The organism is Rothia sp. HMSC066G02, assembly GCF_001813145.1.
GTDB lineage: Bacteria > Actinomycetota > Actinomycetes > Actinomycetales > Micrococcaceae > Rothia.
In genome coordinates this window covers 183,495-201,256 of sequence record NZ_KV811586.1, presented here as the reverse complement: position 1 = coordinate 201,256, position 17,762 = coordinate 183,495, and the positions used below count along the sequence as shown (strand labels likewise).

The following is a 17,762-nucleotide window of genomic DNA, read 5'->3' as shown; positions in this document are numbered from 1 at the left end:
CCCCCCCCCCCGCCCCACACGAAATACCGGCATAATAGAGGGATGAACTTGTTTGCCCCCGCCTACCTCGACTTCCTGCCCGACTGGCTACGCCTCGCACTCGGCATAGCCGATATCCTCATCCGACTCGCAGCCCTCTGTTGGCTCCCCTACAACCGCAAACCCGTGGTTGCCCTGGGCTGGCTCATGGCCATCTTCTTCATCCCCTTCGTAGGGTTCATCGCATTCCTCGTCTTCGGCTCCTCGCGCCTGCCCGCCTACCGCCGCGCACGCCAACACGCCATGAACGACTTGATCCGCGAAGTCAGCGAGAACAAGCCCTTCCTCACCCGCACCGACGACCTCTCCGACCCCGCAAAGGCAGCCAGCCAGCTCAACTACACCCTGGGCTCACTCCCCCTGGTCGGCGGCAACCAATTCACCCTCCACACCGACAACCACGAGGCAATGGTCGCCATGGCGGAAGAAGTCGACCGCGCCACCAAATACGTGCACTTCGAGTTCTACATCACCGCCTACGACGAGGCGAGCGCAGTCCTCTGGGACGCCCTCTTCGCAGCCCACGAACGCGGTGTACAGGTGCGCGTACTCCTCGACCACATCGGCTCCTGCAAATACCCGTCCTATAAGAAACTCGTGAAAATGCTCAACGACTCGGGTATGCAGTGGCGCCTCATGCTGCCGCTCAAACCGTGGAAACTCAAGTGGCAGCGACCCGACCTGCGTAACCACCGCAAGGTCCTCGTCGTGGACGGACGCGTCGCGTTCTCCGGTTCGCAGAACGCTATTCACCGCTCCTACGACATGCCCGAAAACATTAAGAAGGGCTTGGAGTGGAAGGACCTGACCTTCTCCTGCACCGGCCCCATCGTTGAAGAGCTCAACGCCGTTTTCGTCTCCGACTGGTACTCCGAAACGAACCAGCTGATCCTGGCAGAAATTAACACCAATATCCCCTACTACAAGGATGGGATGCGCGCCCAGGTTGTGCCCTCCGGCCCCGGTTTTGAAACCGAAAACAACCTGCGCCTCATTAACTACCTGATCTACAACGCCGAGCGGCGTATCACCATCTGCTCACCCTACTTCGTACCCGAAGAGACCCTACTGCAGGCACTCACGAACGCCGCATACTCCGGTATTGAAACCACCGTGATTGTGTGCGAGAAGGGCGACCAGTTCCTGCCGAACATGGCGCAGCGTTCCTACTACGAGCAGCTGTTGCAGGCGGGTGTGCGTATTCTGCAGTACCCCAGCCCGACCGTGCTGCACTCCAAGTTCATGATGGTCGACGACGAAATCGCGTTCATTGGCTCGTCCAATATGGACCCGCGTTCCTTCTCGCTGAACATGGAAGTGTCAACGTTCGTCATTGACCGCAAAATGGTGGCGATGCTGGATGAAGTATGCGCCGAATACGAGCAGGTCTGCACCGAGCTGCTGTACACCCAGTGGGCGGAGCGCCCGCGCCGCATCAAGATGACGGAGAACCTCTGCCGACTGTGGTCATCGCTCCTCTAAACTATTTTTCGCACACTCGCAGGGTCTGAGTTTTCATCCCCGCACTCGCCAAAGGACTATCGGTTGCCCCTTCTAATTCGTAAAGCACGGCGCAAATTCGCTGAACTCGATGCACACGATGTAGCCCACCGCATCTCCGCGTACACCTACGGTAATTTCTTGGTGCTGGCGGCTCTGCTGAGCGTCTACGACGCGAACGCTATCTTTGACGGCACCGCGATTCTCTACATTACGGGTACCGGTCTGACCACCTACATTGCCCACGTCATCGCAGAAATGCAGGAGTACCGGGTACTGCACGGCGGCACCCCGCCGCGAGAATTCGTCAAGCACGCGCTGGGCAACGCAAGCCCGATTCTGGGTACGACCGTATACCCCGTGCTGTTGCTGATTCTGGCGGCAATCCTACCGCCCGGCGCCACCTACGAGATCATTTTTGACTACACTATTCTCCTCTGTCTTGCGACCGTGGTGTGGCGTATTTTTAGCCTCAACTTCGCGATTGCTCGCTACCGCGGCGAACCGCTCTGCTGGCGTACCTTCCGAAGCGCTGTGTGGCTCACCTTCGCCGTTATTGTTCTCGCGATTGTGAAGATTATGTTTACCCACGCTGGTAAATAACCTAAAAGCTCCCTCTGAGCTCGATTGAATCGACGCTCAGGGGGAGCTTTCGTTTCCCTCGCATTCTTTTCCCGCGCACCATTGCAGGATGCGCGGGGCTACAAGCTAGAGCAGCGCTACAGGTGAGCCTCGTAAAAGCGCATGCAGAAAAGGCAAAAGGGCAAAAAGAAACACGCGACACCTCCGACATTGCATACTTTCGTATGCGGCGAATGTATCGCGCGTTCATTTCTACCCTGGACTAGTTTAGCGCCATAAACGGTTTCCCGTGTGGATTGAAGAAGGTTTAATCTGCAACCACTCCGGCGCAAGCAGGCGAACAGCCTTCGCACAACCCGACAAAGCAGTAATAATCGACTCGCAACGCTGATTAAACTCGCTCTGGTGACGCTTATCCACAATCTGCCCCGGAAAATGGCGATGCATCTTCGACACAGAGTCGCTACTCTCCTGCAAACCGTGGCCCGTATGACCCGGAACATGCTTCACCAGCACACGCTTCTCGCGGATAGCCTCCGTCAAAGCACGCATCTGAGCCACCACGCGCTCATCCTGAATACCCTCAGAAACCCACGCCTCAAAAGCCCAACGGCTATGCGCCAAACGCAACACAAACGTCAACGCACCCAAAGAATCCGTATGAATAATCAGGCGGCGCGAACCGCTATGGAACACCGTATAAGCCGCCAACATCGCAGACAGCTCACCGGTCATAATATTCACGCCATCATAGTGGGCATGAAAATAGAAGCCGTCCTCACTCACGCCGGCGATACCCATACGGCCGCCACGCTGATACTTCTTATTGTGAGTCGAACGGAACGAACAATCCGTGAAAACGCTATAGTCCTGCAGCTGATCCAGCGGTCGAGGGGTCAGTGCCTCCTCCACCATCTCATCCACGGCGGTACGTGCCGCACACACCTCAGCCTGCATCCGCTCATACGCGGGCGTGCCAGCAAGCTTCACATGCACTTCACCCAAAGAATGGTTATCGTACGGGTCCAGCACCTTCTCAAAGGCGCGGTACTCCATAATCCCCTTCAACTGGTCGCAATCACGGAAAAGATGCTTCAAATTCTTACGGTCAGCAGCAATCGTCACCAGGTTCTGACGGTACTGCTCAGGAACCACATCCCACGCAGAAAGCACGGCACGACCCAGCAGACGCGGATGCACCTCATCACAGCACTCCATCAGGGAATGAACGTGAGTGAAAAGCATCGGCTCCTCATTCACCACAGTGCGGGTGCCGTCCTGCTTAGAAATAAAAACCACCGTCGACAATGCCGAATAACAAAAACCCTGCGCCTTACGATGCTCCTGAGCCACCGCAATCACAGCAACGCCCTGATCCGTGTACCCGGCAGGGTACGAGGCGCTATAGTCGGGCGCCTCCCAGGTCAGGGTGCATCGTTTGATATGCGCCGGTGAAAATCCCATGAGTGTCACCCCCCATGTGTGCCATACCGCGTCTCCTTCCATTCATACGGTATATCGTCCTCATTCTTTTATAGGTCGAAAAGAAAGGGGCACGCAAATATAAAACACCTTTTTTACAGTTAGCGAATGGAATAACCGCAACTCCTCTCACGCACCGGCACAACACAAAACCCAGCACAGAACACAGCGCGAGAAACCCCCGCGCATACCTCACCGAGGCGTGGGGAAAGGTGTACGGTAAAAGAGTCATATACGACGCGGCAACCGCCGCACCACCCGATAAGGAGAGCCCCATGATTGGTGTTTACGCCGGAGTATCCGTCAAGCCCGAGCACGTCGAAGAATTCCTCAAGACCATCGAACCGCTCGTGACCGCAAGCCGCCAGGACGAAGGCAACGTCAGCTACGACTTCGGTGCCGTCTCCGACACCGACTTCGCATTCATCGAGCGTTGGGAATCCCAGGAACTGCTCGAAAAGCACATGGGCACCGAACACTTCCAGAAGGCTGTCGCCGCATGGGAGCCGCTGCTCTCCTCCGAGCTGGACGTTCGCATCGTCAACTTCCGCTAAGCAACGTTAAATACCGAAGGTGCCCGGCACCCCCTAAGTGAGGGGTGCCGGGCACCTTCGTATGTCAGCCATGGAGGCATACCAGCCTTGGAGGCGAGCGCGGCTACTAGCGGCGCTCTCGGCTTATCGGCGCTCTAGGCCGACCTCCATCGAATCAAGTGTGAAACCATTCGTCGCGCTCACGCAATGCACCTTACCGGTATTCACCGACTTACAGGTGTAACCGTACGCAGTCACCACCTGACCGGTAGACAGGGCAACAATACCCTCAGTATTCACCGGCTCCGGGGTGGCGGTCTGACCGACCAGGCTCACCTCGGGCGCCTGGCCCTGCACCATGTGCACGCGCTGCTGTGCCTTACCGGATGCGGCATCCCAGCCCTCCAGGGTCACGCCCACCAGCGCCTGGCAGTCCACACCTGACGGGGTCACCGAACACGCGACCTTAGAGTCCGGGCTGGTGAAACGCAGCGCCTCAACAGTCTTCGCAGAATCACCCTGACCGAAAGTGCCGCCACCGTACGCTTCAGCGAAAGTCAGCGTACCCGACAGCATGCGGGTCTGTGCCGGAATCAGCGCCAGGCGCGGCTTCTCAACGCTACCACCCTGCGTGAAGCAGGCACCCGTAATGTAGTCGCGGCCCTGCACCTTCGTAGCGCACTGGTACCACTCAACGCTCGCCGAACCGTCCTGGTTCTTGCGGCTGTTGAAGAGGCGCACCGCCTCCTGAGCCTTCGCGCAATCCGAACCGTCATACACGTAAATACCGGCGGAACCACCCAGCAGACTCGTCACGCCACAGCGAGTACCAGGATCGATAGTGCTCACGGAGCCGCTCGCCGTGGCGTATGCCGCCTCGTACTCGGCGTCAGTGCTCGGCTCATTCGTGGGGGTTGCCACCGAATCGTAGGTTGCAGGGGAATCCAAGCCGGCAGCAATCTGCACGGTATTCGGTTTCCAGGAGCCATCCGCCGCGGTGAACAGGGTCTTAGCGTCCACGGGCGCGGAAGAAGTCGCCACCTTCATCGGGGCGGTTTCAGACTCATCAGCCTGCGGCTGGGCAGAGCAAGAGCTCAAAGCGAGCGCACCGATGCAGGCAAGAGCCGCCAGGGTACGGCAAGTAAAGGCACGCTGTGCGCGTGCGGGCAGGGTAACCATGAATACGTCCTCGTGAGGGTTGCGAATTGCGTTGTGTTTGAGTGGTTGTGCTGAGTCGGTGAATCGGGTACCTAAGTACCCTCCTACACCCTACTGCAATAGCCTTGACAAGGCAATACGCCGCACCGGACTCTCAAAAACGTTAAAAAGGTCGGCACCCCGCCCCGCAGAAAAACTGCAGAACAGAGCACCGACCCTTAGGGGCAAGAATATTAAATTCTCACACGATACGTGAGGGGTTTATGCGTCCTCAGGCAGGATGCGCACGCCACCCTTATCAGCCGAAGCAGCCAACATGCCGTACACCTTCAAGGCGTTCGATACGTGACGCTCACGCGGCTTGGTCGGACGCCACGGTGCGGCGCCCTTCGCCTCGCGGCGAGCAGCCAGCTCCTCATCCGAAACGTTCACACGCAGGATGCGGTTGTTCACGTCAATCTCAATCTCGTCGCCGGTCTGCACCAGGCCGATAGCGCCGCCAGCAGCCGCCTCCGGGGAGACGTGACCAATCGAAATACCAGAGGTACCACCCGAGAAACGACCGTCAGTAATCAGTGCGCACTTCTTGCCCAGGCCCAGGCCCTTCAGGTAAGAGGTCGGGTACAGCATCTCCTGCATACCCGGGCCGCCCTTCGGGCCCTCGTACTGGATGACGACAACGTCGCCTTCCTTCACGTTCTTCGACAGGATCTCGTACACAGCCTCGTCCTGCGACTCAACCACGAAAGCGCGACCCTTGAAGTGGAACAGCTCCTCATCAATACCAGCGGACTTGATGATTGCGCCGTCCTGGGCGATGTTGCCGTACAGGACCGCCAGGCCGCCGTCCTTGGTGTACGCGTGCTCCACGGCGCGGATGCAGCCGTTCTCAGCGTCAGTCTCGTGGGACTCGTACTTGTTCGCGGTGGAGAACGCGTGGGTGGTGCGCACGCCGCCGGGAGCTGCGAGGAACAGATCCTTCGCCTTCTCGCTCGCCTTGCCGCCGCGGATATCCCACTCGTCCAGCCATTCGTCCAGCGAATCAGCGTGAACAGAATGAACGTTCTTGTGCAGCAGGCCGGCACGGTTCAGCTCACCCAGCAGTGCGGGAATACCACCGGCACGGTGCACGTGCTCAATGTGGTACTTGGTGGAGTTCGGGGCAACCTTCGCCAGGCAGGGAACCTGACGCGAAATGCGGTCAATATCCTTCAGGGTGAAGTCAGCGCCCGCCTCGTGCGCAATCGCCAGGGTGTGCAGCACGGTGTTGGTCGAACCGCCCATCGCCACATCCAGCGCCATAGCGTTCTCGAACGCCTCCTTGGTCGCAATGGAGCGGGGCAGAACCGACTCGTCATCCTGCTCGTAGTAGCGCTTAGCCAGCTCAACGATGCGGCGGCCAGCATCCAGGAACAGCTCCTTACGAGCAACCTGAGTAGCCAGGGTGGTGCCGTTACCGGGCAGCGCCAGACCAATCGCCTCATTCAGGCAGTTCATGGAGTTCGCGGTGAACATACCCGCACACGAACCGCAGGTCGGGCACGCATTCTTCTCAACCTGAGCGAGCGCAGCGTCACTGACGCTATCGTCAACAGCCATCACCATGGCATCAATCAGGTCGAGGCGGTGCTCAACAATGCCCTCAATGCCCTCGCCGGACTCCATGGGGCCGCCAGAGACAAAGATGGTGGGGATGTTCAGGCGCATAGCCGCCAGAAGCATACCGGGGGTGATCTTGTCACAGTTAGAGATGCAGACCAGCGCGTCGGCACGGTGCGCGTTGACCATGTACTCGACCGAGTCAGCGATCAGATCGCGGGAAGGCAGCGAGTAGAGCATACCGTCGTGGCCCATCGCAATACCGTCATCAACAGCGATAGTGTTAAATTCCTTGGCGACGCCGCCAGCCTCACGAATCGCGCCGGCGACCAGCTCACCCATGTCCTTCAGATGCACGTGGCCGGGCACGAACTGGGTGAAGGAGTTCGCGATAGCAATAATGGGCTTGCCGAAGTCGTCATCGCCCATGCCGGTGGCACGCCACAGGGCGCGGGCACCAGCCATGTTACGGCCGTGAGTTGAAGTACGTGAACGCAGTTCTGGCATTGTTTTACCTTCCGTAGTGATGCAAGTACTGATTTTACGCGCGGCGTCCAACGCTCTTCAGCTCAGGGTCACTTTGGTTTCATGCATCGAAACGCGCACGAGCCTGCAACCGCCTATCGGTGGGAGTGTTGAGGCCACGGGGGTTGTGCCGGATCTGCGGCAGAATTGCCCCCTTTGGGGTAGATGGGGGACATCACCCCATTATGCCCCCTAATCTGGAATGAGCCCAGGTTGCGGGCGGCGATATTCAGTCGGCGAACGTGCCGGGAGGCGGCGGGCTGCCGTGCCTGCCGCGTACGGGCCTCGCTGTGCATACGTAGCACCACATGTAGCACCGGCGCGGTTCGTTTCCAACGCACTGATTTATATACGCTGAACCCTGCTTACGTTTCAGAAGGTTTCCATGACACAGGCACCCACCGCATCGCTCACCCTCACGCCGGCAACCAGCCCGGCAACCACCCCGGCAGGCGGCAAGGATTTCGCGTCCTCCGTCATCTACCAGGTGTACCCCAAGTCCTTCTACTCCTCGGCGGGTGGCGCCTACGGCGACCTGCGCGGCGTCATCGAGAAGGTGCCCTACATTGCTTCCCTGGGCGTGGACATGGTGTGGTTCAACCCGTTCTTCGCCTCCCCGCAGAACGACAACGGCTACGACATCTCCGACTACTACGCCATCAACCCCGACCTGGGCACCATGGAGGACGTCGAAGAGATGATTGCTGCCCTCGCCGAGCACGGTGTGGGCGTCATGTTCGACATGGTGCTCAACCATGTTTCGACCGAGCACGAGTGGTTCCAGCGTGCGCTCGCCGGTGAGCGCGAGTACTGGGATTACTTCTACATTCGCCCCGGCAAATACACCGAGGATGGTCAGCTGCGCGAACCGACCAACTGGGAGTCGAAGTTCGGTGGCTCCTGCTGGTCCCGCTTTGGCGAGTATACGGACGAGCACGGCACTCCCCTGTTCTATATGCACCTGTACGACCGCACCCAGGCTGACGTGAACTGGTACAACCCTGTTGTGCGCGACGAACTGTTTAAGGTCGTGAACTTCTGGTACGAGAAGGGTGTGCGCGGTTTCCGCTTCGACGTCATTAACGTCATCGGTAAGGGTGAAGAGCTACTCGACGCCCCCGAAGGCACCGTGGACAAGGCACAATACACCGACACCCCAATTGTGCACACCCGCATTCAGCAGCTGAACCGCGCCTCATTCGGTCAGCATGATGACACCGTGACCGTGGGCGAAATGTCCTCGACCAGCATCGAAAACTGCGTGGGCTACTCCAACCCGGCAAACCACGAGCTGGACATGGTGTTCAGCTTCCACCACCTGAAGGTGGACTACGAGAACGGCGAGAAGTGGTCGAAGGTGCCGTTCCGTTTTGCCGAGTTGAAGCAGATCCTGAACGATTGGGCACTGGGTATGCAGGCCGGCGGCGGCTGGAACGCACTGTTCTGGAATAACCACGACCAACCGCGCGCACTGAACCGTTTTGGTGACGTTGAGCGTTACCGTGCCGAGTCGGCAACCATGTTGGCGACCGTGATTCACCTGCTGCGCGGCACCCCGTACGTGTACCAGGGCGAGGAAATCGGCATGATTGACCCGGTCTACTCCTCGATCGAGCAGTACGTGGATGTGGAGGCGCACAACGCCTACGCGATGCTGCGTGAGCGTGGTCTGAGCGAGCAGCAGGCACTGGAGATTGTGGCGTCGAAGGCTCGCGATAATTCGCGTGTGCCGATGCAGTGGACCGCGGATCCAGCGACTGCCGGTTTTGGTTCCACGTCGCCGTGGCTGGCTCCCGCCCCGGTGCGTGATGCGGCGACCGGTGCCGGTATTTCGGTGGAGGATGAGGAACGCGACGGCGTGATTCTGCCGTACTACCGCAACCTGATTGCCCTGCGTAAGCAGTACCCGGTCATCTCTGCGGGTTCGTACGCACCCTACGCGTTGGATCACGAGCGGGTGTTTGCGTACCTGCGTGAGCTGCCCGCTGAGACTAGTGCTGAGAACGGTAGCCCGGCACAGCGCATGCTGGTGCTGACGAACTTCTACGGTGAGCCGACCGAGATTGAGGTTCCGGCCGAGTTCGTTCGTTCCGGTCGCGTGCTGGTGTGTAATTACAAGAATTCTGCGGTCGATTCTGCTGCGGCGGATTCTGCTGTATCTGATTCGGCTGAGACGGTGACGCTGAGCCTGCGCCCCTACGAGGCTCTGGCGCTGCTGATTGAGGGCTAAAAGCTACTACATGCCCCTCCCCTAACGTGTGGGAGATGGGCAATATAAACCGACCTGGCAATATTCTATTTTTAGAATATTCCCAGGTCGGTTTTGTTTATAGACATTCCTATAGAGGAATTTATGTGGAATATCAGGCAGATTTTTAGAAGCCGTGCTCGTTCAGCCAGGCAGCCGCCGCCTGCGCGGGCTCCTGCTTAGAGGTACCCGAAACACGGTCATTCAAAGTGCGCAAATCGGCGGTAGTGAGCTTCGCCGAGACGCGGTTCAGAACCTCCGCCGCGGAGTCGGGAACTCGCGACGTATTGATAATGGGCAGCACTTGCTGAGCCAGAATCATGTTCTTCGGATCCTCCAGCACCACCAGCTGATTCTGCTCAATTGCGGGGGTGGTCGAGTAGAGGTCAACCACCTGCACGGTGTCATCCAGCAGGGCCTTGACGGTCAGCGCGCCGCCGCCATCCGAGAGGGACACAAACTCGGCGGGGACGCATCCGTACTTCTCTTTCAGACCCGGGATACCGTAGGCGCGCTCGGCAAACTCCGGGGCGGCACCGAGCTTCAGATTCGTACAGCGGGAGGCGAGGTCTTCAAGGCTTCGCAGGCCGTACTTCTGGGCAGTCTGCGCGGTAACGACGAGCGAATCCTTATCCTCCGCCTCGGAGGCGTTGAGGGCGCGGATTTCAGCCCCGGAGCCACCCGTGGTGAGGGTGCCGAGGGCGGCGGGTAGCTCCTGCAGAATCTCCTGCGCAGTGTTAGCTGTAGCCTTCGGGTCCAGGTATAGCAGCAGGTTTCCGGAGTAGTCCGGGATAACGTCCACCGCACCGGAGGCGAGTGCCCCCAGGTACGCCTCGCGGGCGCCGATGCTCAGCTGGGTGCGGGCGTTGAATCCCGCTCGGGCGAGGGCTCCGGCGTAGATTTCGGCGAGGATTTGGGATTCGGCGAAGGCCGCTGAGCCGACGATGATTCCTTCGTGTTCGCCGCTGAAAACTTTGTCACCGCTGAGCCCGCAGGCGCTGAGAATACCTGCCATACCGAGCGCTCCGGCGGCGGCTAGGGCAGTGCGACGAGATACGGTACGGCGCGTAAAGGTTTGAGGCATCTGATTCATTGGGTTCATGCCTTCTTCCGGTTGATGGTGAGCCCCGCGGGGGTGAGCGCACGCTGCACGAGGCCCATGAGCGCGTCCACGGCGAAGGCGAGAAGCGCCACGAGCAGGGTTGCGACGAGCATGCGCGGGTAATCTCGCACGGCGAGCCCGTCGAAGAGGTACCTGCCGAGGGTTCCGCTGCTCAGGTAGGCGACGATGGTCGCGGTTGCGATGACCTGCACGAGTGCGGAGCGGAGCCCGCCGAGCATCATGTTGGCGGCGAGCGGGATTTCGAGGCGGATCAGAATCTGCCATTCGGTCAGGCCTTGGGCGCGGGCTGCGTCCACGAGGTCTTCCGGCACAGCGGCGAGGCCTTCAAGAACTCCTGCGAGCAGAGGTGCCGCCGCAATAATAATGAGCACGATGAGGGCGGGCAGGGTTGAGACGCCCAGCCAGAGCGCCAGGATGGTGAGCAGACCGAGCGCGGGTAGCGCGCGGGTGGCGGCTACGGCGCTCATGAGCAGGTTGCTGCGGCGGCGGTTAGTGCCGTCGGAGGATCGGTGGTGTCCAGCCCAGAGGCCAAGTGGCACGACGATGAGTGCCGCGCAGGCGGTGGCGAGGGCGGTGACGCTCAGGTGTTCGAGCAGGCGCACGAGGATTCCGCCGCTTCCCTGCCAGTTGGCACCGTCCATGAGGTAGGCGAAGGTTCGTTCTATGACGTTCACGGGTTATGCCTTCCTTTCGGGGCTGCGGCGGTTCGCAACCGTAGCCGCCTGCCAGGGAGTAAGTGCCCTCGTCAGAAGGATAAGAAGCAGGTCGAGGACCAGTGCCAGCATCAGGCTAAGGATTACGCCAGCCAGGATTTCCGAAGGGATATTGCGCGCGAGTCCATCGGTGAAGAGCGTACCGAGCGAGGGCACACCGATGAGGGCACCCACGGACACCATCGCAATATTTGCCACGGTTGCCACGCGGATTCCCGCCATAATGACGGGCGTAGCGAGGGGCAGATAGAGCTCCATCAGCGCCTGTCGGGGCGTGTATCCGAGGGCGCGTGCAGATTCGTGCACGCTATCGGGTACGGAGTCGAAGGCATCCACACCGGAGCGCACCATGAGCGAGAAGGAATAGACGCTCAGGGCGACGAGCACGTTCAGCGGGGAAATAATGGAGGTGCCCAGAATGAGCGGCATCAGCACGAAAAGCGCGATCGAGGGGATGGTGTACAGCAGCGAGGAGAGGTGCATGAGGGTTCGCGCACCGATGCGGCGTTCGGAACCGCGGTCACGGCGACGGCTCGCGTAGTAGGCGACCGGCAGCGCGACGAGAGCGCCAATCGCGACGGGCACGACGCCCTGGTAGAGGTGGCTGAGGGTCAGCTCGAGGATGCGCTGACTATTGGTGGCGACCCATTCCCAGTGCATGTCGCTTGCGGCGAGGGGTGATGCCACTAGGGGATGCGCGGTGAGAGGTGGTGCCGCGATCACACTATTTTCTAGAAGACTCATTCGCTTTTCTCGCCTTCTACCGCACCATTCTGTGCTTCTCGGGAGGCGGCAAGTCGGCGTTCACGCGCCTGGCGCACCGTCTGCTCATCCAGCAGGCCGGCAACGGAGCGGCTCACGAAGGAGCGCACAAAATCATCGGCGGGGCTGTAGAGAATCTCTTCGGGAGTGCCGAACTGGGCGAGGCGACCGCCCTCCGCGAAGACGGCGATACGATCTCCCAGCAGGAGCGCCTCATCAATGTCGTGGGTGACGAACACGATCGTCTTGGCGAGTCGAGCCTGCAGGCGCAGCAGCTCGCGCTGCAGGTCGGTACGCACCACCGGATCCACCGCGGAGAAGGGTTCGTCCATCAGCAGGATGGGCGCATCGGCGGCGAGAGCACGCGCCACACCAACGCGCTGCACCTGGCCACCCGAGAGCTGGGCGGGGTAGCGCTTAGCATACGAAGAATCCAGGCCGACCACTTCAAGCAGTTCGAGCGCGCGAGCCTGCGCCTCCTTGCGGGAGGCGCCGAGCAGGCGCGGTACGGTGGCAATATTCTGCGCGACGGTGCGGTGCGGCATGAGCCCGCCCTGCTGCATGACGTAGCCAATACCGCGGCGTAGCTCGTAGGGGTTCTTTTCGTGCACGTTCACGCCGTCAATGGTGATGGTGCCGCTATTGGGCTCGACCATGCGGTTAATCATGCGCAGACTAGTGGTTTTACCGCAGCCGGAGGGGCCGACGAACACGGTAATCTGCCCCGCGGGGATGTGCAGGTTCAGGTTCTGGAGCACCGTGGTGGGTTCGCCGGTTCGGCTCGGGTAGCTTTTGGTGATGTTTTCGAAGCGGATTCCGCCCGCCTGCGTGCTACCAGTGGCAGCATTTTTTGCCCAGGGAATCTGAGGTGAGTCCTCTTGGTGCGGGTGAGTTGAATTTTGTGCGGCTGAATTTTGGGCGGTCATGGGTGCGTTGGTGCTTTCTGCAGTGGCTATAGGGCAGGTGCCTCTGTATACAATCTGTATACAATTCTATATACGAAAAGGCGGCATCTCAGGGTTTTATTCCCAAGATGCCGCCTTTTCGACGGTTTTGCAGTATCTGCAACCGCAAAGTTTTTTAAAAACAAAACCCGCCCCACTGTAGAAGCCTGGAGGCGGATTTCGTGGCTCCGACCGGCGTCGATCCGGTGACCTTACGATTTTCAGTCGTACGCTCTACCAACTGAGCTACAGAGCCTTGCGTATTTACTTTTAGATACGCAATGACCGCGTCTTCGGATGAATAATCATCTGAACTTACGCGGCCAGAGCGACCCCGACGGGACTTGAACCCGCGACCTCCGCCGTGACAGGGCGGCGCGCTAACCAACTGCGCTACGGGGCCTTGTTGGAATCAACAGAAGTAAACTCTATATCATCTAACTTGGCTTTGCAAATCGTGAGATTTGCAAGTACCCCCAACGGGATTTGAACCCGTGCTACCGCCGTGAAAGGGCGGCGTCCTAGGCCGCTAGACGATGGGGGCCTAGTCGATCGAACAGGTTCCGTTTTCTTCATCCCGTCGTTCGAACCTCCACTAGTCTATGACAGGTTTGCGGAGGCACGCAAACCGTTTTGTTCGATTTTGCCCGATTTTGACCCCCATTTTCGACCATTTATAGCCTGGCACATATGTGTTTAAGCTTGTCAATGAGGATTCAGAGAAACTTCAAAAAATTTTAAAATTTCTTCACAACACCCCAAATCAGGGGCTTTTGGAAGGTTTTTAGACACGTTTGGGTACCTACAGGAGCCCAGAGAAAGACTTTTTCGCCACCTCCATTTCTACAGATTTTCTACAAACTCCTCCGAAACTCCTCCGAAATTTTGTTTTGAAGATGCCGGCATCAGTCCCGCAAGAATTCCGAAAACCCACCTTCACATCTCTTATACACCCCTCTTATGCGCATCGCAGCGGCCAAAAAACTCCACAATATCTCCAAAAAATTTTCGACAACTTTCTACACGCTTATATAGGACATGCAGGCAAGACGCTACCCTGGGTGCAAATATCTGCAAGAGAGTGCACGGCAACACCTCTTTAGGGGGGGTTCACCCCAGCCTCCCCGGAGCCCTCAAAAATGTGCCGCGCAAAGCAACTACAGGCCAGAATGCACATAGATGCAAATATTCACTCTTGGGAATACAATAAACCAGCTTGTCAGACGCTTATTTTTCTCTCAGTGCAGATATCTACGCAATTATGACGACTCAGAAATATAAAGATTTGATAAACCTCTAGCGATTGACAAGGAGAGATGAAAGCCAGCTGAAAATACCCCCTGAAATAGCTTGAAGCCCCCTCTTTGAGCACCGTACTATAGAGGGCGTGAGGTCACTTCCGGATCTTGCACGGGGCCACTTCCGGAGCCCCAGACGTAAAGTCACCGCACATTACAGCACCGATAAACCGCATAGAGATCCAAAGGGGGATCCAGTGTCCGCAACGATGAATCGCCGCACGGCATTCCGTGCACTCGGCGTAGGCACCGCAACCATCGCTCTCGGCTGTGCAACTGCACCCGCAGCGCAGGCACAGCAGATGGCGCACCCGCAGAAGGCAATGACTGCCGACCAGCAGCTCAAGCTGATTCTGCGCCGCCTAGAGCAGGTACCTGCCCGTTTGAAGTATGCGAAGCCTGGATCCTCCAACCGCGTTAATAGCGGCATTGAGAGCGCACTGGGCAACCTGACCACCGTCCAGGGCACTGACGCAGGCCGTCAGATTGCAAGCGCTAAGGCCGCTGTTCGTAAGTCTGATGGACGCGCCCACGCAGCGCTCTCCCCCGTTGGTGTTATTGCCTGCGTTGTCAGTATTGCAAAGTTTGTCATTCAGCTGGGCATCGCCATTTACAAGCTTATTAAGGCACTCGTTAACGCCTTCAAGCAGTGGAAGACCTTCAAGAACATCGTGAAGGCCGTCATTTCTGGTGAAGCCCGCAAGAAGCTGGGTACTGAAACTGAAACCGTACTCAAGGCCATTTTGGGCATTGAAGACGTCCTCAAAAAGTGTGCATAGTCTACACACCGTACGGCTATGCGCTTGTTTAGAGAGCTAATCTTGGTGTTTCTTTAGCTTTCTAGACCCCGTTAAGGGATGCGCCGCACGTGGAGTCACTGCATGGGCTCGCTGCGCGTCCGGGTAGCCGGAGGGTATGTCCTCGAGTGTCTTCGGCACCTACCCAACCCACCCCGCATGACCTCATGGTGCGGGGTGGGTTTCTTTAACCGCTCTTTCGATAACTCTTCCGGGCGAGCACTTTCCGAGAGCCCCCTACTCCCCCGCTTCCTTATATATAGATAAAAATCGACCCCGCACCGGTTCACGATACGGGGTCGATTTCTATGCTCTACGTACTCAACGTAAGGATTACTTGCCGCGGGAGATGTTGATCATCTCGTCGCGGTCCACAACCTTCACGCGGGCGCGAGGCTCACCGGCTGCGTCCTTGGATGCGGCGCCCAGTGCCTTCTCGTGGTCGTCCAGGCGGTGCCAGCCTTCCCAGGTGGTGTACTTGATGCCCTTGGAGTCCAGGTAGGCGCTGAATGCCTCTGCCTCCGGCTCGGGTGCAGTGTAGAGGTTCTCGCGGTCCTCGAGCAGGTGAGTGATGGTCTCGAGCGCGTCAGACTTGGTGGAGCCGATCAGACCGACGGGACCGCGCTTGATCCAACCGGATGCGTACAGGCCGGGAACGACCTCGCCGTTCTCGTCCACGACGCGACCCTCAACGTTGGTGATGACGCCGCGCTTGTCGTCGTAACCGATTTCGGGCAGTTCGGAACCAAAGTAGCCGATCGCGCGGTAGACAGCCTGTACGGGGTAGTCCACGTACTCGCCGGTGCCGATGATACCGCCGTTGCCGTCGAGCTTGTTGCGTTCAATGCGCAGGCCCACGACCTTGCCGTCTTCGCCGAGGATCTCGTGCGGGGACTGCAGGAAGTGCAGGTGCAGGCGGCGGGATGCGGTCTGCTCATTGGTCTTCTGGTCTTCCAGCCAGCCGCGCAGGGTCTTCATCATGACCTTGGTCTGCGCGTTCTTCTCCATTGCTTCTTCGGAAGCAGCGTCGAACTGGAAGTCCTCTTCATACAGGACGATGTCCACGTCGCGGGAGTGTGCGAGTTCGCGCAGCTCGAGCGGGGTGAACTTCATCTGTGCGGGGCCGCGGCGACCGAAGACGTGCACGTCGGTCACGGGAGAAGCCTTCAGGCCCTGGTAGACGTTGTCGGGGATTTCGGTGACGAGCAGGTCGTCAGCATGCTTGGAGAGGATGCGGGAGACGTCCAGGGCGACGTTGCCGTTACCGAGCACTGCAACCTGCTCAGCTTCGAGCGGCCAGGTGCGGGGGTAGTCGGGGTGGCCGTCGTACCAGGAGACGAAGTCTGCTGCGCCGTAGGAGCCGTCCAGGTCGATGCCCTTAATGTTCAGGGGTGCATCAAAAATCGCGCCGGTTGCGAAGATGATGGCGTCGTAGTGTTCGCGCAGGTCGGCGAGGGTCAGGTCCTTGCCGTATTCGACGTTGCCGAAGAAACGGATGTCGCCGCGGTCCAAGACCTTGTGCAGCGCGGTGATGATGCCCTTGATACGGGGGTGATCCGGTGCCACACCGTAGCGGATCAGGCCGAAGGGGGCGGGGTAGCGGTCGAAGATGTCGATGGCGACCTCGACGGCGCCGGTGCGGACCTCTTCAGACTTGGTGAGGATGTCGGCGGTGTAAATACCGGCGGGACCTGCACCAATAACGGCGACGCGCAGGGGGCGTGCTGCTTCAGACACGAAAATCTTCCTTTCGAAGTTCACCGTCCGGCGCCCGGTGCGGCGCGAACAGGCGGTGAGCTTAGTGTTCACTTCCTGCCTATTTTACCGGGGATTGACGGGTGTTCGGGGGCTTATATGTCGTCGCCCACTAAATAGGACAATTTTCTGTCACCTAATCCGGGCGGGGTCACCTAATCCGGGGAGGTGCGGCACGGTCGGTTCCGGAACCCTGCGCACGCGGCGGGCGTAAAAACTGCCCCGCCCTCCGAGGTGCAGGAGGGCGGGGCAGGGTAACGAAGACTAGAAAGCAGGGACTAGGAGGCGGGTACCGCCTCAAAGGTCACGACCAGTTCGTCACGCTCACCGAAGCGGACCAGGTGGCGGTCCAGCACATCCGCCAGACCAGCAGCCAACTCGTCACTTTCGGCGCGCACCTCCATGATGAGGGCACCGTCGATTTCGCGCAGGTCACCGTAGCCGCGGAAAATACCGTCGCGGTTGAAGGTGAGGCGCAGACCGTCGGGCAGTTCTGCGGTGCCGAGCTTGCGGCCCATGTGCGAGCCGAGCTGCTTGATGTATCGGGCGGGGCGGTCGGTTGCTACGACGGCGCGCTGGCGTACCGGCAGGGATTCCGCGGCGGGGTAGTTCTCAGCGGTGTTTTCCTGGGGAGTTTCAGTCACGGTGGATTCCTTCTCATCTATGCCGGAAAAGGCTCACCACACGGAACCTGGCATCCGGCG

General features: G+C 59.1%; 14 protein-coding genes and 3 tRNA genes. 5 read left to right on the top strand and 12 right to left on the bottom strand.

Annotated elements, in window-relative coordinates; all coding sequences use genetic code 11:
* The first annotated feature begins 42 nt into the window (after nucleotides 1-42).
* Nucleotides 43-1,521 (top strand): cardiolipin synthase, encoded by a 1,479-nt coding sequence (gene cls, locus HMPREF2894_RS03535; protein WP_049338249.1) that lies wholly within the window; start codon nucleotides 43-45, stop codon nucleotides 1,519-1,521.
* 63 nt (nucleotides 1,522-1,584) lie between these two features.
* Nucleotides 1,585-2,142, top strand: a complete 558-nt coding sequence (locus HMPREF2894_RS03530) for a hypothetical protein (protein WP_049340248.1) — start codon at nucleotides 1,585-1,587, stop codon at nucleotides 2,140-2,142.
* 246 nt (nucleotides 2,143-2,388) lie between these two features.
* Here HMPREF2894_RS03530 and HMPREF2894_RS03525 read toward each other — a convergent pair whose 3' ends face one another.
* Nucleotides 2,389-3,585 carry an RNase H family protein gene (locus HMPREF2894_RS03525; protein ID WP_005509232.1) on the bottom strand — a complete coding sequence of 399 codons (1,197 nt, stop codon included), beginning with the start codon at nucleotides 3,583-3,585 and terminating at the stop codon, nucleotides 2,389-2,391.
* A 293-nt stretch (nucleotides 3,586-3,878) separates the two neighbouring features.
* Here HMPREF2894_RS03525 and HMPREF2894_RS03520 point away from each other — a divergent pair, with 293 nt between their 5' ends.
* Nucleotides 3,879-4,157, top strand: coding sequence for a putative quinol monooxygenase (locus tag HMPREF2894_RS03520; RefSeq protein WP_044150828.1), 279 nt, complete (start codon nucleotides 3,879-3,881; stop codon nucleotides 4,155-4,157).
* Nucleotides 4,158-4,280: 123 nt separating this feature from the next.
* On the opposite strand, the gene HMPREF2894_RS03515 is transcribed toward HMPREF2894_RS03520, so the two are convergent.
* Nucleotides 4,281-5,315 (bottom strand): 2-oxoglutarate dehydrogenase, encoded by a 1,035-nt coding sequence (locus HMPREF2894_RS03515; RefSeq protein WP_070629233.1) that lies wholly within the window; start codon nucleotides 5,313-5,315, stop codon nucleotides 4,281-4,283.
* Nucleotides 5,316-5,555: 240 nt separating this feature from the next.
* Complete coding sequence (gene ilvD, locus HMPREF2894_RS03510; RefSeq protein WP_049340243.1) at nucleotides 5,556-7,400, bottom strand: dihydroxy-acid dehydratase; 1,845 nt, start codon at nucleotides 7,398-7,400, stop codon at nucleotides 5,556-5,558.
* A 403-nt stretch (nucleotides 7,401-7,803) separates the two neighbouring features.
* Between ilvD and HMPREF2894_RS03505 the strand changes: the two genes are divergently transcribed.
* Nucleotides 7,804-9,648: an alpha,alpha-phosphotrehalase gene (locus tag HMPREF2894_RS03505; RefSeq protein ID WP_070677826.1), complete on the top strand. Its 1,845-nt coding sequence runs from the start codon at nucleotides 7,804-7,806 to the stop codon at nucleotides 9,646-9,648.
* 145 nt (nucleotides 9,649-9,793) lie between these two features.
* On the opposite strand, the gene HMPREF2894_RS03500 is transcribed toward HMPREF2894_RS03505, so the two are convergent.
* The 7 genes from HMPREF2894_RS03500 to HMPREF2894_RS03470 all read right to left on the bottom strand — a co-directional run bounded on the left by HMPREF2894_RS03500 (nucleotide 9,794) and on the right by HMPREF2894_RS03470 (nucleotide 13,752).
* A complete protein-coding gene (locus HMPREF2894_RS03500) occupies nucleotides 9,794-10,759 on the bottom strand; it encodes an ABC transporter substrate-binding protein (protein WP_070677825.1) in 966 nt (321 codons plus the stop codon).
* A 5-nt stretch (nucleotides 10,760-10,764) separates the two neighbouring features.
* Nucleotides 10,765-11,463, bottom strand: coding sequence for an ABC transporter permease (locus HMPREF2894_RS03495; RefSeq protein ID WP_070677823.1), 699 nt, complete (start codon nucleotides 11,461-11,463; stop codon nucleotides 10,765-10,767).
* A gap of 3 nt (nucleotides 11,464-11,466) precedes the next feature.
* Nucleotides 11,467-12,246 carry an ABC transporter permease gene (locus tag HMPREF2894_RS03490; protein WP_049340237.1) on the bottom strand — a complete coding sequence of 260 codons (780 nt, stop codon included), beginning with the start codon at nucleotides 12,244-12,246 and terminating at the stop codon, nucleotides 11,467-11,469.
* Nucleotides 12,243-13,190, bottom strand: a complete 948-nt coding sequence (locus HMPREF2894_RS03485) for an ABC transporter ATP-binding protein (RefSeq protein ID WP_070634564.1) — start codon at nucleotides 13,188-13,190, stop codon at nucleotides 12,243-12,245. The genes HMPREF2894_RS03490 and HMPREF2894_RS03485 overlap by 4 nt, the downstream gene beginning before the upstream one ends.
* Before the next feature lie 201 nt (nucleotides 13,191-13,391).
* Nucleotides 13,392-13,464, bottom strand: a tRNA-Phe gene (locus HMPREF2894_RS03480).
* Between the two features lie 73 nt (nucleotides 13,465-13,537).
* Nucleotides 13,538-13,611, bottom strand: a tRNA-Asp gene (locus HMPREF2894_RS03475).
* A 68-nt stretch (nucleotides 13,612-13,679) separates the two neighbouring features.
* Nucleotides 13,680-13,752 (bottom strand) — tRNA-Glu (locus HMPREF2894_RS03470).
* Nucleotides 13,753-14,703: 951 nt separating this feature from the next.
* Here HMPREF2894_RS03470 and HMPREF2894_RS03465 point away from each other — a divergent pair.
* A complete protein-coding gene (locus tag HMPREF2894_RS03465; RefSeq protein WP_070677821.1) occupies nucleotides 14,704-15,285 on the top strand; it encodes a hypothetical protein in 582 nt (193 codons plus the stop codon).
* Nucleotides 15,286-15,636: 351 nt separating this feature from the next.
* Here HMPREF2894_RS03465 and HMPREF2894_RS03460 read toward each other — a convergent pair whose 3' ends face one another.
* Both HMPREF2894_RS03460 and HMPREF2894_RS03455 read right to left on the bottom strand, forming a co-directional pair.
* Complete coding sequence (locus HMPREF2894_RS03460; protein ID WP_070677820.1) at nucleotides 15,637-17,040, bottom strand: FAD-dependent oxidoreductase; 1,404 nt, start codon at nucleotides 17,038-17,040, stop codon at nucleotides 15,637-15,639.
* A 296-nt stretch (nucleotides 17,041-17,336) separates the two neighbouring features.
* A complete protein-coding gene (locus tag HMPREF2894_RS03455; RefSeq protein WP_049340230.1) occupies nucleotides 17,337-17,702 on the bottom strand; it encodes a DUF2218 domain-containing protein in 366 nt (121 codons plus the stop codon).
* Nucleotides 17,703-17,762 lie beyond the last annotated feature (60 nt).